We start from the raw sequence: 15160 nt of genomic DNA, 5'->3' as shown, positions 1-15160 counted from the left end.
GATTATATACCAATAACGCAGCAGCTAGTTTCACTCAATCCCGGCCCGTCAATCGGCCATCAACCGGAGTGAGACATGAAAGCGATCGAACTGGCTGCCCCGAGACTGGACGCGTTTCGCGCGGCCACCGTTCCCACGCCTGAACCGCAGCGCGGCGAAGTGCTGATCCGCCTGCGCGCCGCAAGCCTCAATTTTGTCGATGTCGCGATAGCGAGCGGCAACTATCCAGGTCCGAGCTTTCCGCTCATTCCCGTCGTCGACGGCGCCGGCGAGATCGTCGGCATCGGCGAGGGCGTGTCGAAGCTCGCCATCAACGACCGCGTCATCGCCCATGCAAAACCGCGCTGGATCGGCGGCCGTCCGCGGCCTTACGAGACCAGAGAGATGCGCGGCCTGACGCTCCCCGGCTCGCTCGCCGAGTATGTCGCGCTGCCGGCCAATGCCGTCGTGCCGATGCCTGCGCATTTGTCCTTCGAAGCGGCAGCGACGCTGCCGATCGCCGGCACCACCGCGTGGAATGCGCTTCGCGCCGCCGATGCCGGGCCGGGGTCGGTCGTCGTCCTGCTCGGTACCGGCGGTGTCTCGATCCTGACCCTGCAGCTGGCCAAGGCAGCCGGCGCCACGGTCATCATCACCTCGTCGTCGGACGAAAAGCTGGCCCGCGCCAAGGCTTTGGGTGCTGATCACCTCATCAATTACCGCGAAACAACGGACTGGGACGCCAAGGTGCTCGAATTGACCGACGGGCTCGGCGCCGATCTGATCGTCGAAACCGGCGGCTCGGCCACCTTCGCCCGTTCCATCAATGCTGCGGCGCCCGGCGGCACGGTGTTCGCCATCGGCTTCGTCACCGGCGCCGAGGCCAGCACGAACCTGCTGCCGATCATCATCAAGGCACTCAAGGTTGTGGGCAACAACACCGGTTCGGTATCCGACCTGCGCGACGCGGCGCGCGCCATCGGCGCCGCCCGTATCGATCCGGTCATCGACACGGTCTACAGCCAGCACCAGGCGACCGAGGCCTACGCCCATATGGCGGCCGGCGGCCGGCATTTCGGCAAGCTTGCATTCAGTCTGTCGTGGTGAGCCTAAAGAAGGCAGAGCGTTGAAGCTGCCGATCTCCCCTCTCGTGGGGAGATCGGTCGTCACCTCGGCTTTCGCCAATCGCCAACGCGCCGACAGTCCCAACCTCCGCCTAAATCAGCTTCTCCAGCGTGATCGGCAGGTCCCGCACCCGTTTCCCGGTGGCGTGGAATACCGCGTTGGCGATCGCCGGCGCCACGCCGACAATGCCCAGCTCGCCGACCCCCTTGCCGCCAAGCACCGAGGAATGCGGATCGGGAATACCGACCGAGATCACCTCGATGTCGGGAATGTCGGCATTGGTGGCTATGAGATAGTCGGCGAGGTTGTTGTTGACGATGCGGCCGTGGCGGCGGTCGACGATGCCCTCCTCGAGCAGCGCCTGGCCGATGCCCATGATGATGCCGCCCTTCCATTGGCTTTCGGCGAGCTTGGGATTGTAGAGCCGGCCCGAATCCAGCGCCGACACCACGCGGGAGACGCGAACCGTGCCAAAGTCCTCGTCGACGCGGACTTCGATGAAATGCGCGCACCAGCTGTGGCGGGAATAGTCGCCCTCGGTGTGTGGCAGCGCCATGGCTATGGTGGTGTAGTTCTTGTAGCGGTCCTCGACCGTCGAATTGGCCGGCATGGTGTCGCCCTTCGCCTCGATATGCTCGCGCCCGACGCTGCTGAGCAGTTCGGCGATGGAAACTTCAGGCCCGTTGCCGCGCGGCGAGGCGATGCGGCCATTGGCGACGACGAGCGTGTTGGCCTGCAGCGCATGGAACGGCGAAGCCGGATCGCTGATGGCGAGCCCGATCAGCTGGTCGAGCGCGGCACTCGCCGCCTTGTGGACGGCGCCGGTCATCACCCCGGCCAGCCGCGAACCGCCGGTGACGCCGGCACGGGCATAGCGGGAATCGCCAAGCTTGACGACGACGTTTTCCGCCGGCACGCCCACCACCTCGGCGGCGGTCTGCGCCAGGATCGTGTAGGTGCCCTGCCCCATGTCGATCGATGAGCTTTCGACCTCGACCGAGCCGTCGGCGAGAATGCGCACGACCGCCTCGCCATAGGCGCGCCGGACCGGGTAGGTGCCTGCCGCGACACCCCAGCCGATCAGCTGGTTGCCGTCGCGCATCGAACGCGGCCGGGGGTTCCGCTTCGACCAGCCAAAGGCTTCGGCGCCGGCCGCGAAGGCCTCACGCAGCTGCCGTGTCGACCACGGCTTCTTCGCATGCGGATCCTGCTCGGCATAGTTCCTGAGCCGGATTTCCAGCGGATCGATACCGACCTCATAGGCGAGCTCGTCGATGGCGCTTTCGATGCCGAAGGCGCTCGGGTTCTCGCCCGGCGCGCGCAATGCCCCCGGCACCACCGTGTTGACCCGCACGACGTTCTGCCGCGACGAGAAATTCGGCGTCGCGTACATGACCGAGGTGACCGAGCCGAGCGGCTCGACCCACATGCCGTCGACCGAGGTCTCGTTGACGCCGCGATGCACGATCGACTGGATCTGGCCCTCCGCGTTGGCGCCGAGCGCCACGGTCTGGCGCGTCGCCGCCCGTCCGCCATAGGCGGTGAAGGTCTGCGGCCTGGTGATCGCCAGCTTCACCGGCCGTCCCAGCATTTTCGCGGCGACTGCCGCTACAGCGCCGTAGCCATAGGCAAACGCCTTGGAGCCGAAGCCGCCGCCAATATAGGGCGAGACCAGTCGTACATTCTCGAACGGAACGCCGAACCATTCGGCATAGGTCCGCGCCATGCCGTCGAGCCATTGGCTCGGCTCCCAGACCGTCAGCTGGTCGCCCTGCCACTTTGCGATCAGGCCATGCGGCTCCATCGGCGCCTGGTATTCGCGCGGCGTGTTGTAGGCGTTGCAGATCCTGACCGGAGCCGAGGCGAACGCTGTCTCCGCCTCGCCCCATTCCTTGGTCATCGCATCGACGGGGATGCCGTCGCCGGCCTTTGGATCGCTGAGGTCGACGATCGCCGGCGCCTCGTCATAGGCAATCTTGACCAGCGCTGCGGCCGCGACCGCCTGCTCGAAACTCTCGGCCACCACCGCCGCGACATGCTGGCCGCTGAAGGTGATGTCGCGCGCCAGCGGGCAATAGGCGACGTCCGGCGGCGGCGTACCCAGCCAGTCCGTTGCGGTTCTCAGCGGCAGGATATTGTCGGGCGTCAGCACCAGCAGCACTCCGGGCGACGCCTTGGCCGCGGCCGTGTCGATCGAACGCACCCGGCCGGCGGCAATGGTGCTCTCGACCAGCACCGCATGGGTAAGCCCCTCGAGCTGCTGCTCGACGGCGTATTTGGCGGCACCGGTGATCTTGGCCGGGCCGTCGACGCGCGACAGCCGGCCGCCGACCTGATCGGGGAGGACGGCACCGTCCGAAGCGTCGCCGCGTTTGGCATCGCCGGGTCTTGTTCTCAACTCGTGAACGGTCATGCCGTTTCTCCCATTTTGAGGATGGCGCGGGCGACGACGCGCGGCGCCAGTTCGATCTTGTAGTGGTTGGCGCCATGGTCGACGGCGCCCTCGACGGCGAGCAGGCTGGCTTGCCTGACGACCTCCGGCTCGAGCACTTTGCCTTTCAGCGCCTCTTCGACGGCAAGGGCGCGCCATGGCTTGGTGGCGACGCCGCCAAGCGCGACGCGCAGATCGCGAATTGTCCTTCCGTCGGCCTCGAATTCAATGCCGACCGCAGCACTTGCCGCGGCGAATTCATAGGACTGGCGGTCGCGGACCTTGAGATAGGTCGAGCGGCGGGCGGCGGCCGAAGCGGGAATGCTGATCGCGGTGATCATCTCGCCGGGCTCGATCGCATGTTCCCTTTCGGGCGTGCTGCCAGGCAACAGGAAAAAATCATCGACGGCGACCTGACGGTCGCCGAGATGGACGATCGCGTCGAAGGCGACGAGTGCAACCGCCAGGTCGCCGGGATAGGTGGCGATGCAGGCCTCGCTGGTGCCGAGCACGGCATGGCCTCGGGTGACGCCGCCGATCGCCGAGCAGCCGCTGCCGGGCGAGCGCTTGTTGCAAGCGGGGAAATTCGCCGGATCGCGGAAATAGGGGCAGCGCGTACGCTGCATCAGATTGCCGCCGATCGTCGCCATGTTGCGCAGCTGAGCCGACGCCGCCTGCCACAATGCTTCCGAGACTGCGGGGAACCGACTCTTGATATCGGCATGGTCGGCGACGCGGCTCATCCTGGCCAGCGCGCCGATCGTGGCGCCCCGGTCATCAACGGCAATCGTGTGCAGTCCCTTGAGATGGGTGATGTCGACCACGGTCTCGGGTTCGGCAACGCCGCATTTCGCGAGATCGACAAGCGTCGTGCCGCCGGCCAAAAGCATGGCGCCGGGAAGTGCTGCTGCCTCACGGGCTGCATCGACGGAGCCGGCGCGGAGATACGAAAAGTCCCTCATGACGCAGCCTCCACGGCCGCCTGGCGCACGGCGGCGATGATATGCGGATAGGCGCCGCAGCGGCAGAGATTGCCGGCCATGTATTCGCGGATCTCCTCATCCGAGCCGGCATGGCCTTCGCGAATGCAGGCGACCGCCGACATGATCTGGCCCGGCGTGCAATAGCCGCACTGGAAGGCATCCTGTTCGAGGAAGGCGGCCTGCACCGCATGCAGCGTGCCATCCTCCCCGGCAAGCCCTTCGATGGTGGTGATGTCCCTGCTTTCAGCCTGAGTGGCAAGCGTCAGGCAGGCCAGCACGCGCTGGCCGTCGATATGAACGGTGCAGGCGCCGCACTGGCCCTGGTCGCAGCCCTTCTTGGTGCCGGTCAGGCCGAGATGGTCGCGCAAGGCGTCGAGCAGGGTAACGCGCGGTTCGACCTCCAGCTCATGTCGATGTCCGTTGATTCGAAGTTGGATTGGAGTTCGGGTTTTGCTTGTCATGGGGCGTCTGGCTCCAGTTGCTTGACGCGGGAGGGGATGATCTGGTGCCCGGCCTGCGAGCGGCAAGATCAGCTTATGGCTAGGTGAGCCAATCTCCCCCCTTGCGGGGGAGATGCCCGGCAGGGCAGAGGGGATCTGCCTGACTTGGTGCGACCTCGGGGAGGGCTGCGGCTTGCGAGGTCGAAAGACGTGACATACCCGATCCCGTGATTACATGAGAAAGGCGCTCCACAATCGGAGGCGCCTCCGCTTATTACCTAAGGGCCTGCTCCGCCCTGTTCAAGCCCAGGATCGAAAATGATCAAAATTGGAGAAAATTGGCAGGGCAGCCGGCCGTCATGCCTGGAGACAAAAAAGCACCACCGGCCCAAGCCGGTGGTGCTCTCTGAACTGTCTGTAGGGGCAGGACAGTCCAATGATCCTGAGGGGATCGTGCTCAACATGGGCTCATTTTTGCCCCACGGCATCGGCCGAACAGATGAGGAGTGCCGGCCGCGAAGAAATATCCTCCGTCGTCATCCACCGGACGTCATCCACCGGCCGTGCACCGAAGGCGGGCAAGATGCCTCGCCTGCCGGAACGCCGGCCCAGACTCGATCCTGTGATTATATTTACTTGCGATTATATTTGTCGGGGACGTAACGAAGGTGGAAGCGTCTGCGTTCTTGAGACGGGGCCTGCCTGTCCGGGTATGCTTCGGATCAGCACTGGAGAAAAAAATTGGCCGCGGAGCCGCCCGTCATTTCTGGAGACAAAACCGAAGCCGCCGTTGCAAAACCGCTGCGCGCCGACGCGCAGCGCAACCGCGATGCTCTGGTCGAGGTCGCGGCAAAAGCCTTTGCCGCGCAAGGCGTCGATGCCTCGCTGGAGGAGATTGCGCGCCAGGCCGGCGTCGGCATCGGCACGCTCTACCGGCATTTCCCAACCCGCGAGCACCTGGTCGAGGTGGTTTATCGGCGCGAAGTGGAAGGACTGTGCCAGGCGGCCGACGAACTCGCCCGCGATCATGCGCCCGACATGGCGCTCGAACAATGGATGCAGCGCTTCGTCGACTACATCGCCACCAAGCGCGGGCTGTCGACAAGCCTGCGCATCCTGCTCACGACCAACTCAACCCTGTTCTCCGACGTTTCCGGCAGGGTGACGCTCGCCTTGCGGCGGCTGATCGATGCTGCGGTCGCCGACGGCTCGATCCGCGGCGATGTCGATGCCTCCGACGTGCTGCATGCGCTGGGCGGCATCTATTCGGCCCCGGACACCAAGGACTGGCGCGACCGCTCGCGCCGATTGGTGTCGCTGCTGATGGATGGGCTGCGGTTTGGAGCGGCCAAATCCGGCCCATCCAAGGAATAACGAATGCAGTGACTGTCCTTATTTCAGCGAGATGCTCATACCGCTGAGATCGGCATTGACTTGCAGGCCTACCTGCCTGCCCGTGAGTTCGAGTTGGGCACCCTTGTCATTGGTCATGACGATCACCTGGGCTCCTTTGCCGAGCGCGCCGCCACCGCCCGCTGCACCGTACACCCCCGTCACATCCCGGGCGCGGCGTATGTGGCGCACGGTACCTTTGAAATAGGTCTTGGAGGCGCCGAAGGCGAGGCCGCCCGAGATGCCGCCGACCGAGATGGGATATCGGCGACCATGGAAGGTCAGTGTGCCCTCGCCTCCGGAGCCGCCGATGAAAAAGGCCGCCTTGTAGATGGCGAAGCGGATCGTACCGCTGTCGGCATGCGCGACGCTGGCAAAGCTAACTGCCGCCGCAGCGATGACGGCAACTGCGACTGAACGAAATCTGGACGAAATCTTCATGATGAGAACTCCTCAAGATCGCCGCATGCCCAGCCGGCCGGGCACGTCGGCGTCATATCAAAGTCATAGCTGAACAGTCTCGCCCGTCATTGGTTCCAAGCACGCGGCCTGAATTCCGGCCGCGAGAAGACCGCCACGAAACGAGGCGGATGGCGAGCATAGTCCTGGCTGTAAGAACAGTGGCCGACCAGCGGGGATCTGTCGCCGGCGCTCCTATGAAAACGTAGGTGTTGAAGCGGAATGGTATTAGTCTGCGCTGTCTGGGGTTTCGGGGAGCGCGGCAAAAGAATGGATTTGAACTCGGGCTATGGCTACCTGCTGATCGGCGGCCTGATCCTGGTCGGTGCCGGTCTCCTGGTCGTTTCGCTGATCGTCAATCTTCGCGTGGCGCACAGTGTGCGTGACGACGTACGCCATCGTGAAAAGCTGCTGGAATATTATCGCAATATCTTTTCGCAGCTGGGCGTGATCCTGATCGGGATTGGCGTGTCCCTGTTCATCTTCTTTTTCCAGCAGAATTATCAGGACCAGCGCAAACGCGAAACGGAGCTCCAGCAGGTTCTCGCCAAACTGGCGGCGCGTGTTGCCCGCGACAGCGCTGTCGTGGAGGCCCTCGGCGAATTCGATGAGCTGCTGGATGATGGCGGCGCCTATGTCAGTCCGGAACTCGGCGGAAACAATGCCGCCGTCAGCGCCGACGGAACGGCGCTCGCCAAGCAGGTTTCGCAGATCCTTCTGGTCGAGCGCGACGTCGATGTTCAGGGGTTCGATATTCTCAATCTGTCACGCGATTTCGAAGCATCGTTCGTCGTCAACGAGCTCAACCCAATGCTATGGTTCAACATCGTCCGGGACGAGAGCGACATCAAATATGCCACTACCCAGATCGCCCTGGATTACAAGGACCTGCAGTATGCGATCGGCGGCGAGCCGATCGAGGTTGCGATCGCCAATCCCGAAAAGGAGCGGAAGATCAAGCAGGAGGTGCTCGACATCTTTTATGATGCCGACCTCCTGCGCCAGCGCAGCAGGCGGTTTCTCGGCCGCGCGTGCTGGCTTTTCAGCAACGGGCGCGGCTTCGTCAAGCTTGCGCCGGTCAACGAGATCGAAGCCGATGCCAGATCGCACCAGGAATGGCTCGACCGGTCGAAACCCTTCCTGACGCAGTTGAAGTCGGGAAGCGGCGATTGCTTCAAATTGCTTCAGTACGGTCCAGCGTCTTTGAGTTGAGAACGAGCCAAACACTCAACGACCAGGTTCGACCCATTGCGGACGATCAGCCAGGCGCCACAAACGCGTATGACTTCATCAGATCAAGTGTTGTCTCGGCGCGTACAGAAAGGTTGTCTGGCACCTCGATCCGAACGAGTAAAATGTCTGTTCCTTGATCAATTCCGAACAAAGCGGCAATCGGTCGGGGACCATCGAAATGGCACGATGTCCATCGCCCTGGAGATGCATCTGTATCGGTTTCTTTGAGCTCGTCTTCGAGAATCCTACGCAATCCGACATCAAGGGCCTCGCCAGCCATGTGACCGATTTCATCGATCAGCGGGTTCCAATTAACTAGCCAGACCCAATTCTGCACCCAGGCCACCTGCTGGTCTCCAATTTGGGACGAAAGCCGACTGGTCTCGTTAGTCGGTCTTTGCATGATTTGTCGAATCCGCTATCGGCGATTCCTACCATAATAAGCTTGACTGCTTTTTGACCATCTCGGCTGTTGGCGGCAGCCAGCTGATTGAATTTTGACCTAAAGCGGTTCAGCTTTTGATAGTCGCTGACCCGCTCCAAATATCTGTTTTCACGCAATTATGGACGGAAAGCCGCTCCGCACTTTCCTGGAATTGCTCTAATCTCCCGCGCGCTGCAGCGTGCCGAGATGATTGTCGTTGAGAAAATCAACGGTCATGGCCGACGCCTTGCCGTCGGGGCCGACGGCAAAGCTGACGGCCGAGGGCCTGTCCGGCATCTCGGCATCAGGGAAAGTCACGAAGAGGTCGCGGTCGAAATGCTTCAGCGAATAGGACCGCGCACCGGCAGGCCCGACCTTGAGGACAAGAGTGTCTCCTTCGTCCGATACAATAGCTTCGCCGAAGAAATCGTTGAAGTAACGGCCTGCATAGGCACTGGCCGGCTCGGCCGGACTTGCTGGAGAGGGCGGCGCGGCATAGGTGGCCTTGGCCGCCGCAATCACCGGGCCGAACATGCTCGCATAGATATTATTCCATGCCTTTACCTTATCCTTCCCCAGCGTTCCGTCGAAAACGAGATCGGCGAAGCTGTCGGACAGCCCCTCCGGCACGCCTGTCGGAAAGGCGTTGGCGATGACGACGATGCCAAGCTTCTCCTCGGGGAAGAGCATCACCAGGCTGCGTGCGCCGGCGCTGAAGGCGCCCGCGTGACCCCAGATCAGCCCGTGCCGGCCGAATTCGATATTCCAGCCGAGGCCGTAGAAGGCCTCGCCTCCGGAGACGGGATTCTTGCCGCGAGCCGTCAAGGGAATATGTGTCTGGTCCAGCGCATCGGCGGCAATGAGTCTCTTGCCGGCATAGACCCCATTGCCGAGCACAAAGCGCATCCATTGCGAGAGATCGCGTGCGGTGGAACTGACGCCGCCTGCTGGCGCCTGCGCGTCCGGATAGCGCTGGACTTTCGCGGTCCAGGCGCCATCGATTTTGGCGTGGAGCTCGGCGCGGTTGGCGTGCTTGATGAAGTCCGAATGACGGGAGCTGGTCGAGGCCATTCCAAGCGGACGGTAGAGCTTCTCTTCGGCGACCTCTTCCCATGATTTGCCCGTCGGCTTCGCGGCCGCGACGGCACCCTCGGTCAGTCCGAAATTACTGTAGGAATAGCCCGCACGAAAGCTCGATGACGGCGACACGAACCGCAGCCGGCGCAGGATCTCCGCGCGGTCATAGCCGATGTCCTCGAGGTCGTCGCCGGCGGTGCCGGGAAGCCCGCTGCGGTGCGCAAACAGGTCGCGGACCGTGAGTTCGCTGGTCGGATAGGGCTGAGCGAGCCGGAAAGCCGGATCGAGGTCGGCGATCTTGGAATCCCACGAAGCGATCCCGTCGCTGACCAGCGCCGCCACGACGGTGGCGGAGACCGGCTTGGAGAGCGAGGCGATCTGGAAGACCGTGTCAGCATCGACGATCTCCGGTTTTCCGGCTTCGCGATGCCCGAACCCCTTGAGGAAGATCACCTCGTCGCCGTGCACGACGCCGATGGCCAGACCGGGCACGCTACCATCCGCGACGACGCCTTCGGCAAGCAATTCGAGCTTCGCAAGGGCCGCGGCGATCCTGTCTGATGGAATGGTATCGGCCGACGCCACTTTCGGCGAAAGCGTAATGAGGGCGATGAAGGCCAACATCCTCCACCGGAGGTGATTCCGGTTTGTGAATAGCCGCATGCTCAGCCCCTCCGCTTCACCGGCGTGCACTATTGCAGGCCGACGCAGGGAAGGCCAGCCTCACGCTCGACCCGCCATCCATTGACGGACATCCGCTTCACACCAGTCGAAATTCAGACAGCCGCGCCTGAGCTAGGATGCAGCACGCAGACGGAGGCGCCGCCTGCTGGCGCGGGCCTTCTCCGCCACCGCGGCGGTGATCTCGACCACGCCGTCTTCACGCGGTCTGGCGTTGGTGACCTTGTGGAGCCGCTCGTAGGGCAACAGTTCCTTGACCCGGGCTTGAAGCGACGCGACTTCGGCTCGCAGATCCTCGCATTCCTGCCTCTGGACGTCGAACTGTATCTGTTCGGAAGCCTGCTGCAGGGAAAGCTGCGAAAAATTCGCGCTGACCGCGGAAAGGTTCATCTTGTCGTGTTCGCTCTCCTTCATGAGAGCGGACAATTTTTCCTCGGCAATTTGCTTTTCGGCCACCGCGTCGCTCGCTTGAGCCTTGAGCCTGGCGATCTCGGTGACGGCTTCGCTGTTGTGGTTGGAGGCGGCTTCCAGTCGCGATCGGAGATCCTCGATTTCAGAACGCAAGCCGGTCATCTCCGCGACACCGCGTGCAAGTTCGGCTTCCCTGTCACCGTCCCTGATGCGGGCCGCTTCCGTTATTTCCGACAGCTTCGTCTGCGCCATATCGAGCGATTTCTGCAGCCGCATTTCCTCTTTCTCGCTCTTGCCAAGCGCGGCCAGCAGTTCGGAAACCTGCGCGGCGTCATTGGCATGGACGGTCGAGAGTTCGTCCAGCCTGTGCCGCGCCTCGGCCTCCCGTTTCAGCGCCTTGTCGAGATCGATCGACAGACTGACATGCTTCTCCCGCAGCATCTCGTTCTCGCGCGAGCGTCTGTTGGCCTCGACCGCTCTGGCCGAGAGTGTTTTGACAAGCTCGCCGAACTCGGCCTCGCGTTTTGCGCTCGCATTGCCTGCGACGACGAGTTCCAGCCTTGCCGCAGCCAGCGCGCCGCGAAGTGCTTCCTTGTCCTCGACCAGGCTCGCCTCGTGCTGCTGCAGGGCCTCGATAGCGCTGTCGCGCTCGCGCTGCTTTCTGGTCGCTTCGTGGAGCTGTTCGGACAGCACTCTTTGCTGCGCGGTCAGGCCGGTATTTGCCAGCTCCAATTCGTTGGCGCGAAGAATGTCGCCGTGGAGGAGTTTCAGGAATTCGCCTGTCAGATGATGCGAGGTCGCGATCTCCGACAGTTTCGCATTGATCTCCCCCAGATACTCCTGCGCGTCGTGAAAGAGCCCATCGACCGCACTTAAGGCAGCCAGCCGGGTTTGCGTATGGGGGGTCAGCCGCCGTGCGGTCTCGAAGGCGTCCGCATTGGCCTCGAGCTGCGAGCTGTCATCCGTTGCCGGGAGATTCTCATCCGATACAGTCTCATCCGGCACAGTGACGTCGTTCAACGGCGACTGATCGTCCACGTTGAGACATTCGCTAAACGCATCCGCCAAATCGGTTTCGAGCTCCTTGAACGCTCTCTCCACAGTCTCGGCACGCTTGATCAAACCCTTGAAATTCATGACCGAATATCCCTCTCGTGCAGCGCCGTTAAGGAGCGGACTTTCAACACTTGACCCTCGCCTCCCCCGAATGCGGGTTCATCTCCTGACGTGCGCTCTGGCCGACGCACGCTAGGGACAGGCTTGGCCACTGTCCTCGTGTGTTTGAATGACATGTTCTGCCGCGCTCCATACCCGAGGCGTTGGCACCGCTCGCAAAATGCCCACTCATTTCACCCGAAACGGATATGAAGCGGCGCAAGCCTGAGGATCGCCTGGTGACTGTTGTAAGGATCGGCCGAGCGCCTCGGTGCTCTGCAGCAGCTACAAGTCACACTCGGACGAGGCGCGTTACGGCCGGGAGGCCTGACCTAATAAATGATTGTGTTGAATACGTTTCGCTGATTAGCTGCTGTGCATTGACCAGGGACAAGACCGATAAATGTTGTCCCGGGAGGACCGCGATGCCGGTGCTTGAGGTTCGCCACGTCTCCAAGAATTTCGGGGCTATCCAGGCCCTGACTGACGTCAGCTTCCAGGTGGAGCGAGGCGAAGTCGTTGGTCTGATGGGGGATAACGGGGCCGGCAAGTCGACGATAGTCAAGGCTGTGGCCGGGAATTTTCCTCCGAGCGACGGCGAAATTGTAGTCGAGGGCGAGGTGTGCCACTTCCACCAGCCCGTGCAGGCCCGCGCCAAGGGGATCGAAGTTGTTTATCAGGACCTGGCGCTCGCCGATAATCTGACGGCCGCGCAGAACGTCTTTCTGGGGCGCGAGATCAAGAAAGGCTTCTGGCCGATCAGGATTCTTGACAAGCAGGCGATGATCGATCGCTCGGCAGCGCTGTTCAAGGAACTCAAATCGGAAACCCGGCCGCGCGACCTCGTCAGGAAGATGTCGGGTGGGCAGCGCCAGGCGGTCGCCATCGCGCGGACCCGGCTTTCAAATGCTAAGCTGGTGCTGATGGACGAACCAACGGCCGCCATCTCCGTGCGCCAGGTGGCGGAAGTACTCGAACTGATCCGACGCCTCAAAGCACAAGGAGTCGGCGTCATGCTGATCAGTCACCGAATGCCTGACGTGTTCGCCGTGGCAGATCGCATTATCGTCCTCAGGCGGGGCTCGAAAGTTGCCGACAAGCCAGCTGACAAAACATCGCCCGAGGAAATCACTGGACTGATAACGGGGGCCATCCGTGGCGAATAGTGTTCAGGAGTCAGTTGGCGTTCAGGGCTCAGTCGAAGAACATGGCCGGCCGGCCATGTCGGATTTCGTCCCGACCAAGGAAAAAACAGTTCTCCAACGTGTGATTTCAAGTCAGCCCTTCTGGGTGACGATCGCGCTCATCGCGCTCGTCATGTTGATGACTGCGATGGAGCCGAGCTTCGGCACCTCTGAAAACGTCGCCAATGTGACGCGCAATTTCGCACCTTTCGGCATCATGGCCCTCGGCATGACGATCGTCATCATCACCGGCGGTATCGATCTGTCGGTCGGCTCCGTCATGGGTCTCGTGGTCATCGTCGCCGGCCTGTTCCTCACCTGGCATTATCCCTGGTACGTCGCCTTCGCCATGGGCCTTTTCTCCGGTCTGGCCTGTGGCGCGGTCAACGGATTCTTTGTCGCCTATGTCGGGATGCCGTCCTTTGTGGTCACCCTCGGTATGCTGTCCGTCGCGCGCTCGCTGGCGGTCGTATTCTCGGCCAACCAGATGCTCTACCAGTTCGGGCCCGATGCTCCGATCGTGAAGGCAATCGGTCAGTGGAAATGGCCGCGGCATGGTCCGAACGACTGGGCACCGCATTGGATACCAGAACTGTCGTCACAATTCTGGACCATGGTGATCTTGGCCCTGATTGTCGGCTTCGTATTCAACTTCACAGCCTGGGCCCGGCATCTCTTCGCCATCGGCGGCAATGAGGAGGCGGCACGGCTCACCGGCGTTCCGGTCAACTGGATTAAATTCCAGGCCTATGTCTTCTCGGCTTTCACCGCCGCGCTCGCCTCGCTCCTGCTCCTCGGCTATAACGGCTCGGCCATCAATGCCATGGGCCAAGGCTACGAGCTGCGCGTTATCGCCGCGACAGTCATTGGCGGCGCCAGCCTCATGGGCGGCGCCGGCACGGCCTTCGGTGCGATCATCGGTTCGGCCTTCCTCGAGGTGATCAGGAATGCGCTGCTGATGGCCGGCATCGATTCAAACTGGCAGGGTGCCTTCGTCGGCGCCTTCATCGTTCTTGCGGTTCTTTTGGGCATGCAAACCGGCGGCAAATCGATTCTCGCCGCGTCGCTGGCAGTCTTGATGCCCAAAAAACGCCGCTAGAAACCCGCCGGCGGGAGGCTTGCGGGATCACACCCAGGAGGAGAACGTCACATGAAAAAACATCTGCTGACGGCCGCCGTGGCGCTTGGCGCAATGGTGCTCGCCGTTTCCGGCGCCCAGGCGAAATACACCTTCGCCCTGGTGCCGAAGAACATGAACAATCCTTTCTTCGACCAGGCACGCGACGGCTGCAAGAAGGCCGAAGCCGAATCCAATGGCGCCGTGGAGTGCATGTATATTGGCCCCGGCGAGCATGGCGGCGGCGACGAGCAGGTACAGATCGTACAGGATCTCGTGGCCAAGAAGGTGGACGGCATCGCCGTGTCGCCATCGAACGCCGCGGCGATGGCGGTTGCGCTGCAGGCCGCCAAGGAAGCCGGCATCCCGGTCCTCACCTGGGATTCCGACCTCCTGCCCGAAAACAAGGATCTGCGCGTCGCCTATATCGGCACGCACAATTATGAGATCGGCGAGAACCTCGCCAAGCTTGTCATGCAGATCAAGCCCAAAGGCGGCACGATCTGCATCCAGTCCGGCGGCGCCGCGGCGGCCAACCACAACGAGCGCATGCAGGGCATTCGCGATACACTTTCGGGCACCAAATCGGCGGCCTCGCCCGGGGATCGGCTGACGGGCCAGAACGGCTGGACCGAAATCGAAGGCTGTCCGCTCTACACCAACGATGATTTCCCGCTTTCGGTGCAACAGTTCGAGGATATCATGGCGAAAAACCCGAACCTCGACGCATTCGTCCCAACCGGTGGCTTCCCGCAGTTCATTCCCGATGCCAACCGCGCCGCGGTCGCACCGTACAAGGACAAGATCGCCTCGAAAGCCCTGGCCCTTGTCGTTGCCGACACGCTTCCGGTACAGATCGACCAGATGAAGGAAGGTTTCTCCCTTGGCCAGGTCGGCCAGCGGCCGTTCGAGATGGGCTACAAGACGATGATGGCGCTGAAGGAAATGAAGGAGGGCAAGGCTCCGCCGGCCGACCCGACCTACACGGGCCTCGATGTCTGCACTCCGGAGACAGCCGACACTTGCGTCGCCAAATAGTGCTTTTGGGCGGGAGGAAACTCCCGCCCTT

Annotated in this window: 13 protein-coding genes; 6 read left to right on the top strand and 7 right to left on the bottom strand. The window is 62.4% G+C overall.

Annotated elements, in window-relative coordinates; genetic code table 11:
• Window positions 1-75: 75 nt before the first annotated feature.
• Entirely contained in the window at window positions 76-1086 is a 1011-nt protein-coding gene (locus tag NKI58_RS06020; protein ID WP_352784452.1) for a zinc-dependent alcohol dehydrogenase family protein, read from the top strand.
• A 109-nt stretch (window positions 1087-1195) separates the two neighbouring features.
• Here NKI58_RS06020 and NKI58_RS06015 read toward each other — a convergent pair whose 3' ends face one another.
• From NKI58_RS06015 to NKI58_RS06005, 3 genes are read right to left on the bottom strand one after another with little or no spacing between them, the layout of a single operon-like run.
• Window positions 1196-3517 carry a xanthine dehydrogenase family protein molybdopterin-binding subunit gene (locus NKI58_RS06015; RefSeq protein ID WP_352784450.1) on the bottom strand — a complete coding sequence of 774 codons (2322 nt, stop codon included), beginning with the start codon at window positions 3515-3517 and terminating at the stop codon, window positions 1196-1198.
• A complete protein-coding gene (locus NKI58_RS06010) occupies window positions 3514-4497 on the bottom strand; it encodes an FAD binding domain-containing protein (protein WP_352784447.1) in 984 nt (327 codons plus the stop codon). Before NKI58_RS06010 ends, NKI58_RS06015 begins: the two co-directional genes overlap by 4 nt.
• Window positions 4494-4979, bottom strand: coding sequence for a (2Fe-2S)-binding protein (locus NKI58_RS06005; protein WP_352579463.1), 486 nt, complete (start codon window positions 4977-4979; stop codon window positions 4494-4496). Before NKI58_RS06005 ends, NKI58_RS06010 begins: the two co-directional genes overlap by 4 nt.
• A gap of 720 nt (window positions 4980-5699) precedes the next feature.
• Between NKI58_RS06005 and NKI58_RS06000 the strand changes: the two genes are divergently transcribed.
• Window positions 5700-6332 carry a TetR/AcrR family transcriptional regulator gene (locus NKI58_RS06000; protein ID WP_023677324.1) on the top strand — a complete coding sequence of 211 codons (633 nt, stop codon included), beginning with the start codon at window positions 5700-5702 and terminating at the stop codon, window positions 6330-6332.
• Window positions 6333-6350: 18 nt separating this feature from the next.
• On the opposite strand, the gene NKI58_RS05995 is transcribed toward NKI58_RS06000, so the two are convergent.
• Complete coding sequence (locus NKI58_RS05995; RefSeq protein WP_023677323.1) at window positions 6351-6791, bottom strand: lipid-binding SYLF domain-containing protein; 441 nt, start codon at window positions 6789-6791, stop codon at window positions 6351-6353.
• Window positions 6792-7079: 288 nt separating this feature from the next.
• On the opposite strand from NKI58_RS05995, the gene NKI58_RS05990 reads away from it, so the two are divergent.
• Window positions 7080-8021 (top strand): hypothetical protein, encoded by a 942-nt coding sequence (locus NKI58_RS05990; RefSeq protein WP_352784445.1) that lies wholly within the window; start codon window positions 7080-7082, stop codon window positions 8019-8021.
• Window positions 8022-8067: 46 nt separating this feature from the next.
• Here the strand turns inward: NKI58_RS05990 and NKI58_RS05985 are convergent, their stop codons facing one another.
• The 3 genes from NKI58_RS05985 to NKI58_RS05975 form a co-directional block, all read right to left on the bottom strand.
• Complete coding sequence (locus NKI58_RS05985) at window positions 8068-8388, bottom strand: hypothetical protein (protein WP_352784443.1); 321 nt, start codon at window positions 8386-8388, stop codon at window positions 8068-8070.
• Window positions 8389-8643: 255 nt separating this feature from the next.
• Window positions 8644-10206, bottom strand: coding sequence for a serine hydrolase (locus NKI58_RS05980; RefSeq protein WP_352784440.1), 1563 nt, complete (start codon window positions 10204-10206; stop codon window positions 8644-8646).
• Window positions 10207-10338: 132 nt separating this feature from the next.
• On the bottom strand, window positions 10339-11772 hold the full coding sequence (locus NKI58_RS05975) for a coiled-coil domain-containing protein (protein WP_352784437.1): 1434 nt from the start codon (window positions 11770-11772) through the stop codon (window positions 10339-10341).
• 443 nt (window positions 11773-12215) lie between these two features.
• Here NKI58_RS05975 and NKI58_RS05970 point away from each other — a divergent pair, with 443 nt between their 5' ends.
• From NKI58_RS05970 to NKI58_RS05960, 3 genes are read left to right on the top strand one after another with little or no spacing between them, the layout of a single operon-like run.
• The gene (locus tag NKI58_RS05970) at window positions 12216-12956 is read left to right on the top strand and encodes an ATP-binding cassette domain-containing protein (protein ID WP_023677318.1); all 741 of its coding nucleotides are present in this window, start codon (window positions 12216-12218) and stop codon (window positions 12954-12956) included.
• A gap of 55 nt (window positions 12957-13011) precedes the next feature.
• Window positions 13012-14073, top strand: a complete 1062-nt coding sequence (locus NKI58_RS05965; protein WP_023677317.1) for an ABC transporter permease — start codon at window positions 13012-13014, stop codon at window positions 14071-14073.
• A 51-nt stretch (window positions 14074-14124) separates the two neighbouring features.
• Window positions 14125-15129: a sugar-binding protein gene (locus NKI58_RS05960; RefSeq protein ID WP_023677316.1), complete on the top strand. Its 1005-nt coding sequence runs from the start codon at window positions 14125-14127 to the stop codon at window positions 15127-15129.
• Window positions 15130-15160 lie beyond the last annotated feature (31 nt).

The sequence above is a fragment of the Mesorhizobium sp. M0522 genome (genome assembly GCF_040321085.1).
Classification (GTDB): domain Bacteria; phylum Pseudomonadota; class Alphaproteobacteria; order Rhizobiales; family Rhizobiaceae; genus Mesorhizobium.
The sequence above is the reverse complement of the archived record's forward strand: the minus strand, read 5'-3'. Positions and strand labels throughout refer to the sequence as shown.